This window comes from Idiomarina sp. X4, from assembly GCF_002808045.1.
Taxonomy (GTDB): Bacteria; Pseudomonadota; Gammaproteobacteria; order Enterobacterales; family Alteromonadaceae; genus Idiomarina.
Map to the genome: position 1 here is coordinate 2065716 of NZ_CP025000.1, position 20563 is coordinate 2086278.

A 20563-nucleotide genomic window follows, 5' to 3' on the forward strand; every position below is an offset into this window, starting at 1 on the left:
GCTTAAACTTCTAGCATTCGATGATATTAACTGCTAAGCCGCCCCGGGCGGTTTCTTTGTACTTGGTTTTCATATCGTTACCGGTATCCCACATGGTCTTAATGACCTTGTCCAGAGATACTTTATGGTCTCCGTTACCACGCATGGCTAAACGAGCGGCATTAATGGCTTTAACAGAGCCCATGGCATTTCGCTCAATGCACGGCACCTGAACTAAACCACCAACCGGGTCACACGTCAGACCAAGATTATGCTCCATACCAATCTCAGCAGCGTTCTCTACGGTTTCTGGACCACCGCCCATAAATTCGGCCAGTGCGCCTGCAGCCATAGAGCAGGCAACGCCCACTTCACCCTGACAGCCCACTTCTGCACCGGAGATGGAAGCGTTTTTCTTGTACAAAATACCGATAGCAGCCGAGGTTAATAAGAAACGAACGGCAGAGTCGTCGTCCAGTGTTTCAATGAATTTGTCCGCATAGCTCATGACGGCTGGAACAATGCCTGCTGCACCATTAGTTGGCGCAGTGACAATGCGACCGCCCGCGGCGTTTTCTTCGTTGACGGCCAAGGCGAACAGGTCCACCCAATCCATGACTTGCATAGCGTCGCTCGACTTTTCTTTTTTAAGACGCTGATAAAGCGACGATGCACGACGACGCACTTTCAAACCGCCTGGCAAAATACCCTCGGTGGTAATACCGTTGGTAATACTTTGTTGCATGGTACGCCAAATTTTCATTAAGCCGTCGCGAATTTCGTCTTCACTGCGGAACACTTTTTCGTTTGCCATCATTAATGAGCTAATGCGCAGTCCGTGCTCTTTGCAATGCCCTAATAGTTCAGCGGCACTGTCGAACGGATAGGGAATGGGCTTAGACGATTGCTCAATGGCTTCTTCTAGAGTCTCATCAAAGTCTTCGTCACGAACAATGAAGCCACCACCAATTGAGTAATACAGGTCGCTGTAGATAACGTCATCGCCTTTAAGCAGCTTAAGTTCCATAGCGTTAGCGTGCTTTGGCATGGTTTTACGACGATGGAACGTGATAGCACCTTCAGATGGAAAGGTTACTTCATGCTCTCCTAATAACGCCAGCTTTTCGGTTTTACGGGTTTGTTCAAGAAAGTTTTCAACGTTATCGGTATCAACCGTTTCCGGTAATTCGCCCGCTAACCCCAAAATAACCGCTTTACCGGTTCCGTGACCCTTACCGGTTTGTCCTAAAGAGCCGAACAGTTCTACTTTAACGCCGTCGGCCTGAGTTAAATGGCCAGCCTCTTTAGCGGCTTGCAGAAAATCAAATGCAGCCTTCATCGGACCCACTGTGTGCGAGCTTGAAGGGCCGATACCAATTTTGTAAATATCAAAAACGCTGATCATACTTATCCTTACCTGTCGCGTTTGTTTGTATTAATTATAGTATTGTCGCATGAATTGTGTGGGGGCTGGCAAGCTTTATAGCGAAATAACTGGTCAGTTGAGTGGTTTAAAGTGGCTTTTCTGGTCAGGTTGAAGCTGTTCGGCTAACTCACGCAGAATGCCTGCCGTTGCTCCCCAGATGTTTCGGTGCTGCCAGGGAATAAAGTAAACCCGGTCATAAATGAATTTACGGATACGGTAAACGTAATGGTTACTGGGGTTGATAATATCCGCTAGGGGAACCTCAAATATCTCGGCAACTTCACTTTCCTGTGCCACCAGTGCTTGCTGGGGAGACACAAATGCCACGTATGGACGAATCATAAAATAAGACAATACGGGGTAGTCGTGTAAACGTCCAATAACGTCGACTTGCGAGCGGGGCAGACCGATTTCTTCTTCTGTTTCTCTTAGTGCGGTTTCTAATAAGTCGCCGTCTGTTTTGTCGTAACGCCCTCCCGGGAAACTGATTTGCCCGGCGTGTTTTCTTAATGACGCAGAGCGTCGAGTCAGTATCAATGACAAGCCATGGGGACGTTCGACAATAGGAATAAGCACGGCTGCGGGTCGCAAACGCTTGCGCAAAGGCTCGTCGAGCTGTCGATTGACGGACGGTGAGGGCGTGAGGCTAAAGCGTCTGACAAACTCGGCGCGGCTTTTGATAGTCATGAGCTTAATACCGGCAAAATACGAGACACTTTGTCTTTGGTTTCCTGATACTCGTCTGCTGCTTGAGAGTCTGAGACCAGACCGCCGCCCGCCCAACAGTATAGTTGGCCTTCTTCGGCGAGTAGCGTACGAATCGTAATACTGGTGTCACTTTGTCCATGCTTAGAGAAATAGCCGATGCTACCACAATAAATGCCGCGGCGGTTCGGCTCGAGCTCTTCAATAATTTGCATAGCTCGAATTTTAGGTGCACCGGTGATAGATCCGCCTGGGAATGCGCCTTTAAACAGACTTAATGCAGAACAATTCGGCTTAAGTTTCCCAGTGATGGTTGATACCAAATGGTGCACCGCAGGAAAGCTTTCAATAGCAAACAGTGTTGGCGTTTTGACAGAGCCGGGGTTGCAGTTTTTACTTAAGTCATTACGCAGTAAATCCACAATCATGAGATTTTCCGCACGATCTTTTTCTGAATTCAACAGTGATTGGCGGCTGGCGGCGTCTTTGTTACTGTCCTCATAACGAGGGCGGGTGCCTTTTATCGGCTTAGTTTGTACTTCTCGCGCGGCACTGGTGCTGAGAAAGCGCTCAGGGGAAACGCTGAGAATAGCGCTTTGAGGCGTGCGCATGAAAGCCGAAAACGGCGCGTTATTCGACGCCCGTAACTGTTTATATGCTGCCCACTCACAACCTTGATAACTTGCTTGATAGCGTTGGGCTAAGTTAATTTGATAGGCGTCACCGCTGAGCAAATAGGCTTGCACCGCATTAAACTTAGTATGGTATTCAGCCTCTGACATATTGCTTTGCCAGGCACTGGTCAGTTTTAACCGGTTATTTGAGGCCGGTGTTAGTGACTGTTCCCAATAAGCTTTTTGTTTATTTAAATCCTGTTCAGGCGCAACCAGCCAAACCTCATTACGCCTCTTGTCAAAAATGACCGCTTCCGAGTAATAACCCAGTGCAGCATCGTTGGATTTGTATTCATTGGTGTTAAACTCAGGTATTACCTCCAGGCAACGACCAAAATCGTATCCTACCGCACCGGCGAAGCCCCCCTGGAAAGGTAGGTGGTCAGGCCCCTCATAACGACCCGCCAGCGCCATTAGTTGTTCAGCATAATCGAACATATCGGCAGCGTGAGTTGGTGCCTTAGGAAGGTCTGACTGGTTATTACCCGAAACGGTTAGCTTATTGTTTTTACTGCTGATGACACATTCGGGGGCTCGAAAGATAACGTCATAACGGGCGTTTTCGTGAGTCTTTGAGGCTGAGTCCAGAAACAGTGCATAAGGCTCATCCTGGCAGCGTTCAAACAGCTCTAGTGCGGTCAGGGATGTTTCCAATTTTACGGCGCACAAGTCAGGAAAAATGCTCACACTCAGCCCCTTGAGTTACTTAATGAGATCTCGAATTTACCGATAAAAACCATTCTATCACAGTGCCACTGACTCGGTTAGTTACACTGGTCAGTTGTCGGTGAAAACGCTATTATAGCGCCACGTTTATCAGAACCAATATCGGCATTGTTCGATATAAAAAGCAAAGAGGTAAGGCCATGACCACCATTCGTCAGGCGGATTTTATTGACAGTATTGCCGATGCGCTGCAGTACATTTCTTATTATCACCCATTGGACTTTATTAAAGCACTGGACGAGGCGTACCAGCGTGAAGAGAGCGAAGCGGCAAAGAATGCCATTGCGCAGGTGCTGACGAATTCGCGGATGTCGGCACAAGGACATCGTCCGATTTGTCAGGACACTGGTATTGTCACCTGCTTTGTGAAAGTGGGCATGGGTGTGCAATGGGACAAAACCGACCTGACCGTTCAGCAAATGGTGGATGAAGGCACGCGTCGTGCGTACAGCAACCCGGACAACCCGCTACGCGCCTCAATTGTTGCCGACCCTGCAGGCACCCGCAAGAACACCGGCGACAATACTCCGGCCGTGGTGCATATTGATATGGTGCCGGGCAATGAAATTGAAGTCATGATTGCCGCGAAAGGCGGCGGTTCTGAGAATAAATCGAAAATGGTCATGTTGAACCCCAGCGATTCGATTGCCGACTGGGTTGTTGAAACCTTGCCGAAGATGGGCGCTGGCTGGTGTCCGCCAGGTATGCTGGGCATCGGTGTGGGCGGTACTGCCGAGAAGTCAGCGGTACTGGCGAAAGAGTCATTGATGGAACCTGTTGATATTCATGAGCTGATAGAGCGTGGTCCGCAAAACGCCGAAGAAGAGCTGCGCTTAGAGATTTTTAACCGCGTTAACGCATTAGGTATCGGTGCTCAGGGACTGGGCGGTTTAACAACAGTGTTGGATGTGAAAATTAAATCACTGCCAACTCATGCGGCTTCTAAGCCAGTCACCTTAATTCCAAACTGTGCGGCAACGCGTCACGTCCACTTTACGTTGGACGGCAGTGGTGCTGCCGAATTAACCCCGCCGAAATTAGAAGATTGGCCGGATGTCACTTTTGAGTTAGGTGACGACGCACGTAGGGTGAACCTGGATGAAGTGACCAAAGAAGATATTCAGGACTGGAAAATGGGTGAAACCGTGCTCTTGTCTGGTAAGTTACTGACCGGGCGTGATGCGGCTCATAAACGCATTAAAGGTATGTTGGATAACGGTGAAGAGTTACCGGTAGATTTCAACAATCGCTTTATTTACTACGTTGGTCCGGTTGACCCTGTGGGTGACGAGGTTGTGGGTCCGGCAGGTCCGACAACGTCAACGCGTATGGATAAGTTTACCGATCAGATGCTCGAAGAAGCCGGCATTATTGGCATGGTTGGTAAAGCTGAACGCGGACCAGAAGCCGTAGAGAGTATTCGCAAACACAAAGCCGTCTACTTGATGGCGGTGGGCGGTGCTGCGTACCTAGTTGCTAAGGCTATTAAGAAAGCCAGAGTCGTCGCGTTTGAAGATTTGGGTATGGAAGCCATTTATGAGTTTGAAGTGGAAGACATGCCGGTCACAGTCGCTGTCGATAGCGACGGTCAAAATGCACATACTCAAGGTCCTGCTATTTGGAAAGCGAAAATTGCTGACTTGAATGAAAAACTAGGAGCTTAATGATGTCGCTGGCACTGTGGCAATGGATGGCAATAATTGGTGTGCCGGTTGTGACGGTCATTACGGCGTTGTTGTTGCTTTGGCAACAGCAGCGCCGTTTGCGCTTACAAGCAGAGCAACAAAATACGGTACTGGAGCAAGACGCGGACATTCTTCGCGAACGCATTGATGAGCTTCAACACGAGGTTTATGAAAAAGACAGCCGCCTTCGCGAGACGTTCGCCCGGGCTGATCATGAGCAAAAAACCGCAGAAGAAAAACTGAACTTGTTGAAAGCGAGCGAGGAGCGACTGACGCAGCAGTTTGAAAACCTAGCTAATCGCATTTTTGAAGAAAAATCGAAAGGCATGCAACAGCACCATCAGCAGTCATTGCAGGCAACGCTAGAGCCGTTTAAACAGCAAATTGAAGCCTTTAAAAAGCAAATTACTCAGCAGTATACGGACGAAACCAAAGAGCGTTCAGCACTTAAAAATGAGGTGATGTCGCTTAAGGATTTGAATCGCCAAATGGCGTCTGAGGCTGAAGCGCTAACCCGAGCTTTAAAAGGCGATACGAAGCAACAGGGTAACTGGGGCGAAGTCGTACTCGAGCGTATTCTGGAGCAATCGGGTTTGCGTGAAGGGCACGAATATCAAACCCAGGCACATCATCGAGATGAAGACGGAAAGTCTTTTAAACCGGATGTTATTGTGCACTTGCCGAATAAAAAAGACGTGGTGATTGACTCGAAAGTCAGTTTGTCGGCTTATGAACGCTACTTTAATTCGGACGATGACCTTGAGCGTGAGCGCGCGTTGAATGAACACGTTCAGTCACTGAAGCAGCATATTAAACAGTTGGGTAAGAAGAGTTACCACCAACTGGAAGGGCTGCGCACGCTGGATTACGTGTTGATGTTTATTCCGATTGAGCCAGCGTTTTTGTTGGCTGTTGATCGTGATCCAGAACTTATTCGGTTGGCACTGGACAATCAGATCATGTTGGTGAGCCCAACGAACTTACTGGTTGCGCTGCGCACGGTTCATAATATCTGGCAATACGAATACCAGAATCAAAACGCTGAGAAAATTGCTACCGACGCCGCACGTTTGTACGACAAGTTTGTGGGCTTTGTGGAAGACTTGGAAAAAATCGGTAACGGCTTACAAACGCTTGATAACCGCTACCAGGAAGCTATGAAAAAGCTAAGTACCGGGCGAGGTAACCTCATTGGGCGGGTCGATAAATTCCGTCAGATGGGTGTGCAAACCAATAAACGATTAAATTCTGACTATTTAGAGAGTGACACCGAACATGACGACTGAGCAATGCGCTCAGTCGTCATTAACGCTTTAGCGCGGCTCTAATGCGCTACGTCGGTAATGGTCAACCCACAACGCCGTTGCGCCAGAAACCGCCAACGGCATAATAATCAGGTTTACCAGAGGAATCATGGTCAGTAGGGTAATGCCCAGGCCAAACGAAAACGTGCGTCCGCGCTGCTGGTTTAGTTCCGAACGCATACGCTTGAAGGACAGCTTATGATTGTCAAACGGGTAGTCCAGGTATTGAATGGACATCATCCAGCAGACAAAAACGTACCAGAGCACTTGCCCAAACACTGGAATAATAAGCGATAGCAAGAAGAAGCCGATAGCCCGTGGCAGGTAATACATCAACTTCTGGAATTCACGGCCAACGGTTCTTGGTATGTCTTTAATTAACCCCATAAAGCCTTCATCACCTAATGCCTCACCACTCTCATAGCGCTCGACTTTCTCCGCTAGCAGCCCATTAAACGGTGCCGCCAGAAAGTTCATAATGCTGGTAAAAATAAAGGAGAAAAAGGCGACCATCACAATGACCACCAGTGGCCATAAGATAAATTCTAACCATTGGAAAAAGTCGGGTAGCCAAGCCATAAACTTATTAAGCCAGTAGTCGGCTTCGCTGTACAGCCAGCTGAAGGCAATGGTGAAGAGAATCAGGTTGGCCAGAATAGGGACAATAACGTAGCGCCGTAGCCCTTTGGTGCGAATGAGCTGTAAGCCCCTTCCTATATAGGATACTCCCGACTCACTGTAGATCGGTTTGTGCATGCGAACTCCTGCTGTCACTTTTGTTGCTCATAATAGGGCAAAACCACCCTTATGTGTCGTTGAAATTGTTACAAATGACTACGGGATCTGCTAGAGTCTTTGGATTATAAATAACGTCAGTAATAACTATAAAAACAGCCGAATGCGACTGAAACACATCAAACTCGTGGGCTTCAAATCGTTTGTCGACCCAACCAAAGTACCTTTTCCTGATCAAATGACCTGTGTTGTAGGTCCGAATGGCTGTGGCAAATCCAATGTCATTGACGCGGTACGTTGGGTGCTGGGAGAAAGTTCGGCAAAAAACCTGCGTGGCGACGCCATGACTGACGTTATTTTTAATGGCTCTAACGCCCGTAAACCGGTTTCCCAGGCCAGTGTTGAGCTGGTATTTGATAACAGCGCCGGACGCATTCAGGGAGAATACGCTGCTTTCAATGAAATTTCTGTAAAACGATTAGTCACCCGAGACGGGCAGTCCAATTATTTTCTGAATGGCAGTCGTTGCCGCCGTCGCGATATTACTGATTTATTCCTCGGAACAGGACTTGGACCGCGCAGCTACGCCATTATTGAACAAGGCATGATCTCCCGCTTAATTGAGTCAAAACCTCAAGAGTTGCGGGTGTTTATTGAAGAAGCTGCGGGTATTTCTAAATACAAAGAGCGTCGCCGCGAAACAGAAAACCGGATGAATCACACGCGCGAAAATTTGGAGCGTCTGAGTGATGTGCGTGAAGAACTGGGCCAGCAGCTGGATAAGTTAGAGCGTCAGGCGGCTGCGGCAATTCGCTATAAAGAACTGAAGAAACAAGAGCGCCAATTGAAAGGCGAGCTGCAGGCACTGCGTTGGTTAAAGTTAGATAACCAGCGGCAACAACTTGATGCCCAATACTCTGAGCAGCAGGCCGAACTTGAAAAGTGGCAAGCGCAGCAAAGCGGCGACGAACGTGGAGCTATAGAGCTGAAAGAAAGGGCTGAAGAGTTACGCTCTCAAGTTGAACAATCACAAGAGACAATGTTCACCTTGGGTAATGAAGTGACCCGCATTGAGCAAACTCTAAAGCATCAGCATGAAATTAAAGCGCAGCGCGAAGAGCGTTTGCAGCGAATTCAAAGCGAACTGACGCAACTTGAGTCGCAACTTGACGAAGATAAACTGCAAAAGGAGCAGTTGGTTGAGCAGGAAATGATGCTTGAACCGCAGCTTGAAGAGTTAGCTGAGCAGGTTGAAGAGGTTTCGGAGCAAGCGCAACTGGCTGATGAAAACTACCGAAGCTGGCAACAGCAACAACGCTCACAGCAGCAAAAAGTTCGTGATATTGAACAACAGCATCAACAGGCGCAGCTGAAAGAACAGCAGCTTCAGCAAAGCCGTGATTACACTGAACAACAGTTAGATCAAATTAACCACCAGCAACAAGAGCTTAAAAGGCAGCTTGGTGAGGTATCGTCAGACAGCTTGCAGCGCGAATTTGATGAGGCTAATGAGCGACTAAACATCGCTATTGAGCGGCTTCAAACGACAAAGCAACGGTTAACGGACAGTCGTGAGCAGGTAGAGCAGGCCCAGGAAGCGAAGCGCAGTGTTGAATTAGAACAAAATAAAGTACAGGCGAACCTGCAAGCCATTGAGCAGTTACTCGTTAAGCATCAGTCAGGCGATGACAGTGCGGATGAGTGGCTTGAAAAGTATTATCCAAATACCCCGAGAGTCCGTGACGCTCTGAAAGCTGAGCCTGGTTGGGAGTTAGCTGTTGAGCAGTTTTTGTATGAGTGGCTGGATGCCGCGGTTCTTGAAAGCGCACCTGAGCGAACTGAATCGGTAGCTGGCCTGAAGCTGATATGGCCAAGCGCCGGAGAGCCTAAGTCCACAACTTTGGCGAGCAAAGTTTCTGGCGCATTAAGGCATTGGTTGCCGCTGCAACTGTGTGCCGTCGCAGACAGTGATGAACAGGCGCAGAAACTGGTATTAGACGGTAACGTTGAGTTTGCTGTGTCAAAGCAGGGCAACTGGCACTGGCCGAATGGCTTTATGTCGTCACGAATTGACAGTGATACCAGCCAGTTACAGTTGCAGAATCAGTATGACGCTTTGGAAGTTGAGCAAAAAGCACTTGAGTCTTCTCTGGAAAGCGCCTCAAAAACACTAGAGCAGGCGCGCGAAACGCAAAAAGAAATTGAGCAGGAACTTGAGCACCAGCAGGAGCTGCAACAGGCTGCGCAGAGCGACGTAAATAAAGCGGAGCAACAGTTAAGCTGGGCTAAGCAGCAGCAACAACAGTATACGCAACAACTGGATAGGCTTAGCGACCAACAATCAGAGCTTGAGCAAAAAACAGGAGAGCTTAACGAACGTATTGAGGAAGTGGCATTACAGCGAGAAGAGCTGAATGAAAGGTTATTGGAGAGCGACGCGGCGGATGATGACTCAGGCGATGAGTTAGAACGGCAGGCCAGCGACAAGAAAGAGCAGCTGCAGGCACTAAAGTCTAAACAACAGCAGCTGTCTATGCAGCAACAAAACATTACTGCTCAGGTACAGCAGCTCGACACGGTCTTACAACGAAGCCAACAGCGTTATCAGCAATTACTTGATGAGCAGAATACGCAACAAAGTTCTGACAGCGAAGACAATAAGCAAGAATTGGAAGAGCGACTGACAGAGCTTCTCGACCAGCGTCAGCAGCAGGAAACTATTCTGCAGGAGCAACGCGCACAACTGTCCGAATTAGAGCACGAACTGTCAGAGCTCAATCAGGGACAGTCGGCCGTGCAAATGCGCATTGCACAAGCCAAAGAAGCACTGCAAAGTACCGAGATTGAAAAGGCTAAGTTGCAAGAACGCAGCCAGGGTGTTCTTGAGGGATTGACAGAAACGGGAATGACTTTAAAAACCTTGCTGCAGGAGCTGCCACAGGAAGCTGAGGAACAGCCGTGGCAGGTCAACCTCGAGAATGTGCAAAATAAAATTAAGCGTCTTGGTGCTATTAATCTGGCTGCCATTGAAGAGGCTGAAGCGCAAAGAGAGCGTAAACAGTATCTGGATCAGCAAGTGGATGACCTATCATCGTCGTTAGAAACGCTTGAGTCAGCGATTCGGAAAATTGACAAAGAAACCCGACACCGTTTTAAAACCACCTTCGATGCAGTGAATAACGACTTACAGGTTTTATTTCCGAAAGTGTTCGGTGGCGGTAGCGCGAGTCTTGAGCTCACCGATGACGATTTATTGGAAACCGGCGTCACCATCATGGCAAGACCACCGGGTAAAAAGAATAGTACGATTCACCTGCTAAGTGGTGGAGAAAAAGCATTGACCGCATTATCATTGGTGTTTGCCATTTTTCGGTTGAACCCAGCACCGTTTTGCTTGTTAGATGAGGTTGATGCGCCGCTCGATGACGCAAATGTGGGGCGTTTTTGCCGGTTAGTCAGTGAAATGTCGGAATCGGTACAGTTTATATATATCAGCCACAACAAAGTGGCTATGGAAATGGCGTCACACCTTGCCGGGGTGACAATGCAGGAAGCAGGTGTGTCGCGCCTGGTTGCCGTTGATGTAGAGCAGGCCGTCGCTATGACGGAAGCCTGACGATAATAAAAAGGTTGATAGAGCACATGGGCAATTTACAACTGACGCTCGGAATTTTAGGGGTACTGGCCATTGCTGGTATTATCGCGCACGGACTATGGAAAATTCGCAAAGGGAACCAGCAGCAACGCCAACAAGAACAACGTGTTGCTGAAAAGCGCCAGAAACAAAGTGGTGGTTTTGACGACGATGGCATAGGTGAAGTTAGGGTGGTTCGTCAGGCTCTCTCTGAAACACCGGATACCGCGGACGCGGCGTCAGCTGACGATGAAGATACGAGTGTCAGAGACTCTACTGCTGGGCCGAATACACCAAAGCGCGAAGAAAAGCTTCAAGAAAAAGCTCAGGAGAAACCAAGTCAGCCTCTTTCTGCGGCTGAGCAAATGGCTATGGATTTGGACGTTAATGACGAAATAGACTCGCCATTGCCTTCTATGCGGGTGGAGAAAAACGAAGAAGTAGAGCAAACGGAATTATCGCTAGAACCTTCAGAAGACCAGAGTTCTCAAGACTCTGAAGCGTCAAATGAAGCAGCAGAGTCAGAAACGCAACCTGATTCAGACATCGGTGAGCCTGAAGAGGTGATAGCGCTGCATGTAAAAGGTTCTGTCCAAGGCGCATTGCTGCTGCAAATGATGACCGAGCTTGGGTGTAAGTTTGGAGATTTAGGAATTTTTCACCGGTACGAAAACACGGCGGGCACGGGCGAGTTAATTTTTAGTGTCGCCAATATGTTTAATCCAGGCACTTTTGACCTCGATAACCTGGAAAACTTTGAAACCGACGGCGTTGCGTTTTTCATGACCTTGCCGATGAAGTTTGACGGCCAGCAAGCGTTTAATATGATGCTTAATGCCGCCAAAAAGCTGGCGACAGAAATACCTCAGGGGCAGGTTTTAGATGGCCAACGGCAACTGTTAACCCGCCAGTCGATTCACGAAGCGAGACAAACTATCCGTGAGTTTGAACGTCAACATTCAGCATAGAATTAGGTGTTATGAATCAATCTACTGCCCAGCGAATGCAAGAGCTGGAACAATTACTGAATCGCTACAACAAAGAATATTACGAAAATGATGAGCCGTCGGTTCCTGATGCTGAGTACGACAAACTATTTCGTGAATTGCAGGAACTGGAAAAGCAAAACCCGGACTTAAAAAGTAAGACATCGCCAACGACTAAAGTGGGCGGTAAGCCGTTAGCCAAATTTAACACGGTAAAACATGAAGTACCGATGTTGTCTTTAGATAATGCCTTTTCTGCGGAAGAGTTTGCGGCATTTTCTAAGCGCATTGGGCAAAAGCTGGATGAGGGAACTCAGGTCACGTTCTGTTGCGAACCCAAGCTGGATGGTGCGGCAGTGAGTTTGCTGTATGAGTCAGGAGTACTGGTGCGCGGCGCAACCCGTGGCGACGGTGAAAGTGGCGAGGACATTACCGAAAATGTCAAAACCATTCGCAATATCCCGCTCAAATTAACAGGCGATTTTCCTGAACGACTGGAAGTGAGAGGCGAAGTGGTGATGCCAATTAGCGCCTTTGATCGCTTTAATGACAAGGCGCGCCAACAGGGAGAGAAAGTATTTGCTAACCCAAGAAATGCGGCAGCGGGCAGCTTACGGCAACTGGACTCCCGGATAACCGCCAAGCGACCTTTGCATTTTTATGCCTATAGTCTGGGATTAGTTTCCGAACAAACCGTACTGCCGGACAGCCACTATGAGCGGCTTCAACAACTCGCTGGCTGGGGACTTCCTGTCAACAGTGAAATTGAACAAGTAGACTCCGTTGAGGGTTGCGATAATTACTACGAGAAAATACTTGAGCGCCGTGACTCATTGAATTACGACATTGATGGGGTGGTTTTTAAAGTTGATACCATCGCACTGCAGGAAACGCTTGGCTTTGTTGCCAGAGCGCCTCGCTGGGCTATTGCCCGAAAGTTTCCGGCACAAGAGCAGCTGACTACCATTACCGGTGTCGACTTTCAGGTAGGACGTACCGGCGCGATTACTCCAGTCGCTCGATTGAAACCCGTTAGTGTGGGAGGCGTTACCGTATCGAATGCAACCTTGCATAACGCCGATGAAATTGAGCGCTTGGGTGTGCAAATAGGAGACACGGTGAGTATCCGACGCGCCGGTGATGTGATTCCTCAAGTCGTCAGTGTGTTAAAAGACAAACGTCCGACGGACGCACAGGACATTATTTTCCCGACACATTGTCCCGTTTGTGATTCTGACGTTGAGCGCATTGAGGGCGAAGCTGTTGCTCGCTGCAGTGGTGGACTCTATTGTGCGGCTCAACGCAAAGAAGCAATTAAGCACTTTGCCTCGCGTAAGGCCATGGATATCGACGGGTTAGGGGACAAACTGGTCGATGTCTTGGTTGAAAAGGACTGGATAAAGTCTCCAGCTGATTTATACCGTTTGAGTAAAGCCGAGTTGGCAACCTTGCCAAGAATGGCGGCTAAATCCGCTGAAAACCTAAAAAGCGCAATAGCAGCAACCGAAGAGACAACGTTGGCTCGCTTTCTCTATGCGTTAGGTATTAGAGAGGTGGGTGAAGCTACTGCAAAGGCCTTAGCAAGGCACTTTAAAACCCTTGAGGCGATTCAGTCTGCCAGCAGCGAGCAATTGCAGGAAGTGCCTGATGTTGGGACGGTCGTGGCCGAACACATTGTGCGCTTTTTCCGCGAATCGCATAACGAAAACGTAGTGAAAGAGCTACGTGAGTTTATCCATTGGCCGGAAGGCGAAGACGCAGGCGACATACAAAGCGATCGCTTAGCTGGAAATACTTACGTCATTACCGGTACGTTGTCGACAATGACCCGTGACGAAGCCAAACAGGCGTTAGAAGCGCTAGGAGCAAAAGTCAGTGGCAGTGTGTCTAAGAAAACAACCGCGCTCATCGCTGGAGAAAGTGCCGGTTCAAAACTGACGAAAGCCCAGTCGCTTGGGCTTTCGATACTGTCCGAAGATGAACTGAAAGAGTTGCTGGAGAGCTAGCGACTGCGGGTGCTCAGGTCTTTTAACAGGCCTGAGCCGCTAATGTCGGCGATACCGTCTTCTTCGTCAAACTCAAATTTGATAGTCGGGTGTGTCGTATCAAGCAGGTAACTGCGATCATTAATGCGAACCCTCAGGTGTGATAACGGCTCTTCTTCATCAAATTCACGTCTGTGCTCGACCACAATATTGTGCTTACCGATAGCAAGTTCAAAGCCTTTGAAAAAGCCTTCGGCGAATTCAGCAACGTACACCTGGCCTTTATCATTCACAAACATATTGAGAATGTAGTTAGGTGGCATTTCAGAAGTGCGCATTTGTGATTTACCAGCGGTAAATACCACGGTGTCATAGACTTTCTTATATTCAAAACCGAAGTTCAGAGGCTCAGTTCTACCCGATGGGTAAATCACCTTGCCTTCCCCTTTAGCTTCCCAGTCTGCCAGACTTTGGGTGCTGAATATTAAAGCAATACAAGTAATAGCGTATTTAAACAGTTTCATAACGGGCCTCAACTACTCACCTCGGTTACATCTACTTTCAGTCGCAGCATCTGTCCAGGTTGCAGGTAACGGTTGCGTTGAATGTTATTCCATTGCTCAATTTGGCGAATGGTCACGTTAAATTTATTAGCTATCCTTGCAAGAGAATCTCCTGACCGTACACGGTAATTCACCGTTCGAATAATGCTGTTAACACTACTGCGAACAACAGAAGAAGGCTCAGCTTCGGTCCAAACAACAAGTTCTTGCCCAGGTCGCAAATAATCTCCGGGCGCCATTGAATTCCAGCGGGCCAAGTCCCTTAAATTGACATCGTAAGCTCGGCTGATATCCCAAAGAGTGTCGCCCGACTGGACAATATAATCAATACGTTTACCGTCGCGTTTTTGATCTTGGCGGTTTTCACGGCGCTGATCTTGCGACAGTGTGTAACTTTCTTCACCTAAAGTGGCAACGGGCACCAGCAGGTGCTCACCGGCACGAATGATATGACTGCTAATGTCATTAAGCTGCTGGATGACATCAACGGACGTATTGTATTTTTTAGAGATGGTCAGCAAGCTCTCTCCTGACTTCACCTTGTGGCGAGTCCAGGTCAGCCAGTCTTTAGGCTCGGTTTCTTTTAACGCCTGACTAAATAGCTCTGCATTGCTTTCTGGTAATAAAAAGCGGTGAGGGCCATCGGGTGCCGTCGCCCAGCGGTTATAACCAGAATTAAACTGATGCAGTTCCTCAAGTGACAGTTCAGCCATTTCAGCCGCTAAGGCTAAATCGATTTGTGCTGGCGCTTCGACAATTTCAAGCATGGGCTGATTTTCAATTGGATACCAGGTAATACCGTACTTCTCGCTATTGGCAAGAATATCCGCTAACGCTAATAGTTTAGGAACATAAGCGCGCGTTTCACGCGGTAAGTCCAGGCTCCAGAAATCTGTCGGTTTACCGGCTTGTTTGTTTCTGCGAATGGCATTTCCAACACGGCCTTCGCCGGAGTTATAGGCTGCCAACGCGTGCATCCAGTTACCGTCAAAATAGCGGTGCAGGGCTTCCAGGTAGTCCAGCGCAGCATGCGTAGCTGCGTAGACATCACGGCGACCGTCGTACCACCAATTGATATCCAATCCATATTGACGGGCTGTGCCGGGAATAAACTGCCAAACTCCCGATGCACTGCCGTGAGAGTACGCGAACGGGTCAAACGCACTTTCGACAATAGGCAGTAACGCCAGGTCGACTGGCATTTCGCGGCGTTCTAACTCTTCGACAATTAAATGCAAATAAGGCTCGGCACGCTTGGCTACGCGATCTAAATACTCAGGGTGGCTGGCGTACCAGTTTCTCTGGCTTTGTACTCGCTGCACATTCGGTACGTCAAAGACCAGTTGTTGACGAACACGCTGCCATAAGTCCTCTTGTTCTTGCGGTGTTAATTGCACCGGTTCAGGCTTTTTAGTCGTTGTAGCTTGGGTATCGGCAACGACCTCTTCAGGTACCGGTGTTAACTCTAAAGAGGGTGTTTCATGGTTGGTTTCTTGCTGCTTCTCAGCAAAGAAAAGACCAGTGCTTTGGCATCCTGAGAGAGCGATAGCGCTGGTCAGTACACTCAACTTCAGCCAAGTTTTGCTGCTTTTATTGATTACCATGAACTTTAAAACCCTGAATATGTTAAAACTTGGTGAAGTTTAAAGAATCAGCCGTTATCTTTCCACTGTCTAATAGTGTAAAAAACGTCCTCAGGGGCATTTTTTACACTTCCGGAGTGTTCAGATGCCGCTTCTATCACTGTTTTTTGATCAAATCGAAGGAACGGATTTATCGCAAGCTCCAGTTGCAGTGTGCTCGGCAGTGTAATTTCATTTTGTTCGCGTAGCATTTTGACCTTTTCGGCATAACTTTTCAGTATCGCGTTGTCAGGCTCTACTTTTTGCGCAAAGTCTAAGTTAGCCTGTGTGTATTCATGTGCGCAAAACACTCGAGTATCCCCGGGAAGTTGACGAAGCTTAAGTAACGACCGACTAAATTGCTCCGGCGTTCCCTCAAACATACGTCCACAGCCACCGGAAAATAGCGTGTCCCCACAGAACAGAAATCCGGGCGTGTAAAAACTAATGTGATCAAGTGTGTGTCCTGGAGTTTCCATGACTTCCCATTCAACGCCAGCCATTGAAAAGTGCTCACCTTCTTTGACCGGCTGGGTAATGGTTTTTATCTCGGGGTTGTGTGGACCAATAACCGGACATGCGTATTCTTTGAGCAAGTCAGCAATACCGCCAGTATGATCATAGTGATGGTGCGTGACAAAAATAGCGGTAATGGTTTTACTATTCTCTTTCAGCCACTCAAAAACGGGAGGGGACTCGCCGGGATCAACAATAATGACGCCATCGTTTGTGTTTGTCTCAATTGCCCAAATGTAATTGTCGTCAAACGCACAAATAGGGTGAACTCGCATAGAAACCTCGATAACGCTAAGCTATGATGAGTTAGCGATAGTGACAGAATGCTCCCATAATACAGGATGACGCAGTGTTTATTAAACCGGCATATTCTAAGGCTCCGTTAAAGACACCTACACAGTGGAGCAGTCTGGCTTGCGGAGACTTCATTAAGTCTCAAACTCGTGAGGTTATGCGCCGTTATGAGCGTAAGATGAAGCCCGGTTGCCAGGTCATTGTCGGCAATTTAGGGGCAGAACTTCAGCAACAAGAGCATATGGACAGGGTTTCAGTTGCGCCATCGGGACAGGCGGATATGTTAGGAATACTGACCGAGTTGCCAATAAAAACCGACAGTGTTGACACTTTAATTAGTCCTTTTACCCTTGAATTCCATCAACATCCCCACCAACTTTTAAGAGAGTACACACGGGTTCTGGATGACGATGGTGTCTTGGTATTAATGGGATTTAACCCACTAAGTCCAGCGGTGGTAAGTGGTTTTTTCTTACGCCATGTAAAACCATTTCCCTGGTGCGGACGTTATTTTTCAATAGCAAGAATGAAAGACTGGCTGGCGCTATTGGGGTTCGACGTAAAATACAGCGAGTATTTCGTCCCGCATTTGTTGCATAAAGCTGAATTTCAAGGACAGGACTGGTCCAGTGCACTCTGTGAAAAAGTTAAACCGTTTAGTGCAGCGTATTTATTAGTGGCAACCAAGCAGACATTGATTGGTCGAATTAACTCAGTATCAACACGACGAAAGATCAGCCTGTCAAGGCGACGGCCAGCGACAGCAATGACATCGGACAGTTTTAAATTAGATAAGTCAGAGAGGTAATTATGATTACAGCAAAAGAATTATGTGGAAAAGCGAAAGCAAACGTAAAAGAAGCGAATACGGAAGAGTTGCAAAAAGCCATAGAGCAGGGCGCTAGAGTGATTGATGTGCGCGAACCGGCGGAATACAGTCAGGGTCACATTCGCGAAGCGGTGAACATGCCGCGCGGCGTGTTGGAAATGCAGCTGAATCAACACCCCGACGTTGCTGGGTACGATGATGCATTAGAGCGTATCTCGCAAAAGCCACTGTATCTTATCTGCAAAACAGGTGGGCGCTCAGCGTTAGCCGCTGAGAGCCTTGAGCGCATGGGCTTTAATAACGTTTATAGCGTCGACGGCGGCATGACCGCATGGCAGGAAGAGAAACGCCCAGTCGTGGCGGGTGAGTAACTCACCTATTCAGGTTTAAACCCTGTATCTTCGAGTAAGGGCTCGCGACTGGCAGCGTCGCGGGCCAGCTCATCACAACGTTCGTTTTGAGGGTGCCCTGAATGGCCCTTTACCCATTGCCATTTTATTTTATGGTTTCGAACTTGCTCGTCTAACTGAACCCAGAGATCCTGGTTTTTAACCGGCTTCTTTGCGGCTGTTTTCCAGCCGTTTTTACGCCACTTGGTCATCCACTGCTCAATGCCTTGTTTAACGTATTGGCTGTCTGTGGAAAGGACGATCTCGCAGGAGCGTTTTAACGCTTTTAGCGCAACAATGGTTGCCAGCATTTCCATACGATTATTCGTGGTTAACCGATAGCCCTGACTCATTTCTTTGTGGTGAGAACCATACTCCATAACAATGCCATAACCCCCTGGCCCCGGATTGCCAAGGCATGAGCCGTCAGTATAGATGTGAACAGTTTTTGAGTTGGGCATGTTAATTGGTACTATATTGAAAAGTTTCAGCCAGTATATCAGGAATTTTAAATGCGTCAGGTCGTTTTAGATACGGAAACCACGGGCATAGACCCTCAGAAAGGGCACAGAATAATTGAAATAGGCTGTGTTGAGCTTATTGATCGGAAGCTCACCGGGAATCACTTTCATGTGTACATCAACCCTGAGCGAGTGGTGGAAGAAGAAGCCATAAAAATTCATGGTATTACTAACGATTTCTTGATCGATAAACCGGTGTTTGCTCAGGTTTGTGACGACTTTATTGAGTTTATTAAAGGCGCTCAGCTGGTGATTCACAATGCACCGTTTGACGTCGGCCATATGGACGCTGAGTTTTCGAGAATGAAGCCTTTCCCGGGTCTGACCAGCGATTTCAGTACCGTACTGGATACTTTGCAGCTCGCCCGGGAAATGCGGCCGGGTCAAAAGAACAACCTGGACGCTTTGTGCCGTGCTTATGATGTCGACAATTCGTCGCGTGAGCTGCACGGAGCCCTACTCGATGCGGAAATACTGGCTGACGTTTACTTAATGATGACCGGTGGGCAAAGAGCCCTCAACTTGTCAGAAAACAAAAAGTCCGCATCGGGTGTTGCCGGTGAAATACAGCATCAGGCCATTGATAACCGTCCACAATTAAAGGTTTTGCGTGCATCAGCCGATGAAGAAGTATTACATCAACAACGGCTTGATAAAGTTAAAGAAGAGGGTGGGCGCTGTTTGTGGCTAGATTCATAACTCAGCTTGTCTGGGCTGCGCTGGCATTTGTTCTGCTTTCCAGTTCAGTGACCGCAGTACAGCAAACATCGGACGCGTCATCTAAGGACGACGCTCTTAAAAAGGCGATGTCGCTCATCGATGGTGACATGAGCAACAAACTTCCTATCGACGGGCAGCGCTTTCGAATTGATGAAAACGTTGATGAAATCACCTTGCTATTTTTTCGGGAGCCGGGCAGTAAGCCCTTAATATTAATTAAGCCTGACGGTAGCAAGTGGTATGACAGCCGCTACCCTACCGACCAAGTGACCTGGTATACCGATCCAAATTTCGACATTATTCGCATTAAAAAACCGCAGCCCGGTCCATGGCAGGCGGCAGGGCGTATTGATGAAGAGAATAAGGCTTTAGTCGTTTCTGATATTCGCTTCGAAGCCGATCCGTTGCCAGAGCCGCTGTATCAGAACGAAGAGCTGAAAGTAGAAGGTCGACTCTATAATGGAGAAGACATTGTCGAAACAGCACGTTTTCGACAGACGGTGACTCTCGATGTGCTTTTTATCAGTACCAATAACGCCGATTTTGATAACTTTGGCGCGACACCAGTGCGAGTGGCGCAGTTCCTGGATAATGGGCGCGGTCATGACGAGCGTGTTGGTGACGGCGTGTTTACCGGTTTTTTTAACTTAGATGTTGAACCCGGCGAATGGATGGCGACTTATGAAATGACCACGCCGCTTTATGAGCGAGTGTTTGAATTTGGTCCTTTAGTGGTTAAGCCGTTACCCGTTGATTTTGAAGTGATAGAGTCTGACGCTGTAGAAGATGACCACCAACTGATTGTAACGGTTAATGAGAACGAAATAGACCCGGATAGTTTGGTGGTTAATGGTGAAACGCAATTTCCTAATGGCGAAGTGCGCAAATTTACCTTTAGCCAGGTTGATGAATTTCCGTATCAGGTGCCTATTGCGAATTTGGCATTCGGTAAGCACTTAATTGATATTGATATTTTTGCGACCACGTTGGCCGGACGTGAGTTTGAAGCCAGGCTTGATGATTTTAGTTTTATTTCCACAGAGCCACCGCCACCTGAACCCACAGCCGCGGAAATAGCAGAACGGCAGCGTATTGAAGCAGAGCGTCAGAGGGAAGTTGAACGACAAGAGCGTGAAGCAAAGGAAAAGCAGGCAATGATGAACTTAATTATCATTGTCATAGTGAACCTATTGATAATTTTTATCGCGCTTTTTGCACTGTGGTGGTTTAAGTTCAGAAAGAAGAAAACTGATAAAAATGACGCTTAGTG

17 protein-coding genes are annotated in these 20563 nt (G+C 48.0%); 9 read left to right on the top strand and 8 right to left on the bottom strand.

Annotated features, from left to right (window positions below):
• Positions 1-10: 10 nt before the first annotated feature.
• From CWC33_RS10015 to pabB, 3 genes are all read right to left on the bottom strand, one after another.
• Positions 11-1384 (bottom strand): L-serine ammonia-lyase, encoded by a 1374-nt coding sequence (locus tag CWC33_RS10015; protein ID WP_100691799.1) that lies wholly within the window; start codon positions 1382-1384, stop codon positions 11-13.
• Between the two features lie 93 nt (positions 1385-1477).
• Positions 1478-2092 (bottom strand): CoA pyrophosphatase, encoded by a 615-nt coding sequence (locus CWC33_RS10020; protein ID WP_100691800.1) that lies wholly within the window; start codon positions 2090-2092, stop codon positions 1478-1480.
• The gene (gene pabB, locus CWC33_RS10025; protein ID WP_100691801.1) at positions 2089-3471 is read right to left on the bottom strand and encodes an aminodeoxychorismate synthase component I; all 1383 of its coding nucleotides are present in this window, start codon (positions 3469-3471) and stop codon (positions 2089-2091) included. The genes CWC33_RS10020 and pabB overlap by 4 nt, the downstream gene beginning before the upstream one ends.
• Before the next feature lie 179 nt (positions 3472-3650).
• On the opposite strand from pabB, the gene CWC33_RS10030 reads away from it, so the two are divergent.
• Entirely contained in the window at positions 3651-5174 is a 1524-nt protein-coding gene (locus CWC33_RS10030) for a fumarate hydratase (protein WP_100691802.1), read from the top strand.
• On the top strand, positions 5174-6481 hold the full coding sequence (rmuC, locus tag CWC33_RS10035; RefSeq protein WP_100691803.1) for a DNA recombination protein RmuC: 1308 nt from the start codon (positions 5174-5176) through the stop codon (positions 6479-6481). Before CWC33_RS10030 ends, rmuC begins: the two co-directional genes overlap by 1 nt.
• Before the next feature lie 27 nt (positions 6482-6508).
• On the opposite strand, the gene cysZ is transcribed toward rmuC, so the two are convergent.
• Positions 6509-7255 (bottom strand): sulfate transporter CysZ, encoded by a 747-nt coding sequence (gene cysZ, locus CWC33_RS10040; RefSeq protein WP_100691804.1) that lies wholly within the window; start codon positions 7253-7255, stop codon positions 6509-6511.
• A gap of 142 nt (positions 7256-7397) precedes the next feature.
• Here cysZ and smc point away from each other — a divergent pair, with 142 nt between their 5' ends.
• Genes smc through ligA form a run of 3 tightly spaced genes read left to right on the top strand, consistent with a single transcriptional unit; the run spans position 7398 to position 13860 of the window.
• Positions 7398-10850, top strand: a complete 3453-nt coding sequence (smc, locus tag CWC33_RS10045) for a chromosome segregation protein SMC (protein WP_100691805.1) — start codon at positions 7398-7400, stop codon at positions 10848-10850.
• Positions 10851-10876: 26 nt separating this feature from the next.
• The gene (gene zipA / locus CWC33_RS10050; protein WP_100691806.1) at positions 10877-11836 is read left to right on the top strand and encodes a cell division protein ZipA; all 960 of its coding nucleotides are present in this window, start codon (positions 10877-10879) and stop codon (positions 11834-11836) included.
• Between the two features lie 11 nt (positions 11837-11847).
• Positions 11848-13860 carry an NAD-dependent DNA ligase LigA gene (gene ligA / locus CWC33_RS10055; RefSeq protein ID WP_100691807.1) on the top strand — a complete coding sequence of 671 codons (2013 nt, stop codon included), beginning with the start codon at positions 11848-11850 and terminating at the stop codon, positions 13858-13860.
• Here the strand turns inward: ligA and CWC33_RS10060 are convergent.
• The 3 genes from CWC33_RS10060 to gloB are packed head-to-tail and all read right to left on the bottom strand — an operon-like array spanning position 13857 to position 16815.
• Positions 13857-14363 carry a hypothetical protein gene (locus tag CWC33_RS10060; protein ID WP_088767858.1) on the bottom strand — a complete coding sequence of 169 codons (507 nt, stop codon included), beginning with the start codon at positions 14361-14363 and terminating at the stop codon, positions 13857-13859. The two genes, ligA and CWC33_RS10060, sit on opposite strands and share 4 nt — an antisense overlap.
• 8 nt (positions 14364-14371) lie before the next feature.
• Positions 14372-16006 (bottom strand): lytic transglycosylase, encoded by a 1635-nt coding sequence (locus CWC33_RS10065; protein WP_100691808.1) that lies wholly within the window; start codon positions 16004-16006, stop codon positions 14372-14374.
• 47 nt (positions 16007-16053) lie between these two features.
• The gene (gene gloB / locus CWC33_RS10070) at positions 16054-16815 is read right to left on the bottom strand and encodes a hydroxyacylglutathione hydrolase (RefSeq protein ID WP_100691809.1); all 762 of its coding nucleotides are present in this window, start codon (positions 16813-16815) and stop codon (positions 16054-16056) included.
• A 74-nt stretch (positions 16816-16889) separates the two neighbouring features.
• On the opposite strand from gloB, the gene CWC33_RS10075 reads away from it, so the two are divergent.
• Together CWC33_RS10075 and CWC33_RS10080 are read left to right on the top strand one after the other, a co-directional pair.
• Complete coding sequence (locus CWC33_RS10075) at positions 16890-17642, top strand: class I SAM-dependent methyltransferase (RefSeq protein ID WP_100691810.1); 753 nt, start codon at positions 16890-16892, stop codon at positions 17640-17642.
• A gap of 2 nt (positions 17643-17644) precedes the next feature.
• A complete protein-coding gene (locus CWC33_RS10080; RefSeq protein ID WP_088767862.1) occupies positions 17645-18034 on the top strand; it encodes a rhodanese-like domain-containing protein in 390 nt (129 codons plus the stop codon).
• 5 nt (positions 18035-18039) lie between these two features.
• Here the strand turns inward: CWC33_RS10080 and rnhA are convergent, their stop codons facing one another.
• Complete coding sequence (gene rnhA / locus CWC33_RS10085) at positions 18040-18513, bottom strand: ribonuclease HI (protein ID WP_100691811.1); 474 nt, start codon at positions 18511-18513, stop codon at positions 18040-18042.
• Between the two features lie 51 nt (positions 18514-18564).
• On the opposite strand from rnhA, the gene dnaQ reads away from it, so the two are divergent.
• Positions 18565-19272 (top strand): DNA polymerase III subunit epsilon, encoded by a 708-nt coding sequence (dnaQ, locus tag CWC33_RS10090; protein WP_100691812.1) that lies wholly within the window; start codon positions 18565-18567, stop codon positions 19270-19272.
• Positions 19257-20561, top strand: coding sequence for a TIGR03503 family protein (locus CWC33_RS10095; RefSeq protein WP_232709787.1), 1305 nt, complete (start codon positions 19257-19259; stop codon positions 20559-20561). Before dnaQ ends, CWC33_RS10095 begins: the two co-directional genes overlap by 16 nt.
• Positions 20562-20563: the final 2 nt, after the last annotated feature.

Bases quoted from the DNA above. Each gene is read 5' to 3' on its own strand.
- CWC33_RS10015 (WP_100691799.1), bottom strand. From the start codon at position 1,384: ATGATCAGCGTTTTTGATATTTACAAAATTGGTATCGGCCCTTCAAGC.
- CWC33_RS10020 (WP_100691800.1), bottom strand. From the start codon at position 2,092: ATGACTATCAAAAGCCGCGCCGAGTTTGTCAGACGCTTTAGCCTCACG.
- CWC33_RS10030 (WP_100691802.1), top strand. From the start codon at position 3,651: ATGACCACCATTCGTCAGGCGGATTTTATTGACAGTATTGCCGATGCG.
- rmuC (WP_100691803.1), top strand. From the start codon at position 5,174: ATGATGTCGCTGGCACTGTGGCAATGGATGGCAATAATTGGTGTGCCG.
- cysZ (WP_100691804.1), bottom strand. From the start codon at position 7,255: ATGCACAAACCGATCTACAGTGAGTCGGGAGTATCCTATATAGGAAGG.
- smc (WP_100691805.1), top strand. From the start codon at position 7,398: ATGCGACTGAAACACATCAAACTCGTGGGCTTCAAATCGTTTGTCGAC.
- zipA (WP_100691806.1), top strand. From the start codon at position 10,877: ATGGGCAATTTACAACTGACGCTCGGAATTTTAGGGGTACTGGCCATT.
- ligA (WP_100691807.1), top strand. From the start codon at position 11,848: ATGAATCAATCTACTGCCCAGCGAATGCAAGAGCTGGAACAATTACTG.
- CWC33_RS10060 (WP_088767858.1), bottom strand. From the start codon at position 14,363: ATGAAACTGTTTAAATACGCTATTACTTGTATTGCTTTAATATTCAGC.
- CWC33_RS10065 (WP_100691808.1), bottom strand. From the start codon at position 16,006: ATGGTAATCAATAAAAGCAGCAAAACTTGGCTGAAGTTGAGTGTACTG.
- gloB (WP_100691809.1), bottom strand. From the start codon at position 16,815: ATGCGAGTTCACCCTATTTGTGCGTTTGACGACAATTACATTTGGGCA.
- CWC33_RS10080 (WP_088767862.1), top strand. From the start codon at position 17,645: ATGATTACAGCAAAAGAATTATGTGGAAAAGCGAAAGCAAACGTAAAA.
- rnhA (WP_100691811.1), bottom strand. From the start codon at position 18,513: ATGCCCAACTCAAAAACTGTTCACATCTATACTGACGGCTCATGCCTT.
- dnaQ (WP_100691812.1), top strand. From the start codon at position 18,565: ATGCGTCAGGTCGTTTTAGATACGGAAACCACGGGCATAGACCCTCAG.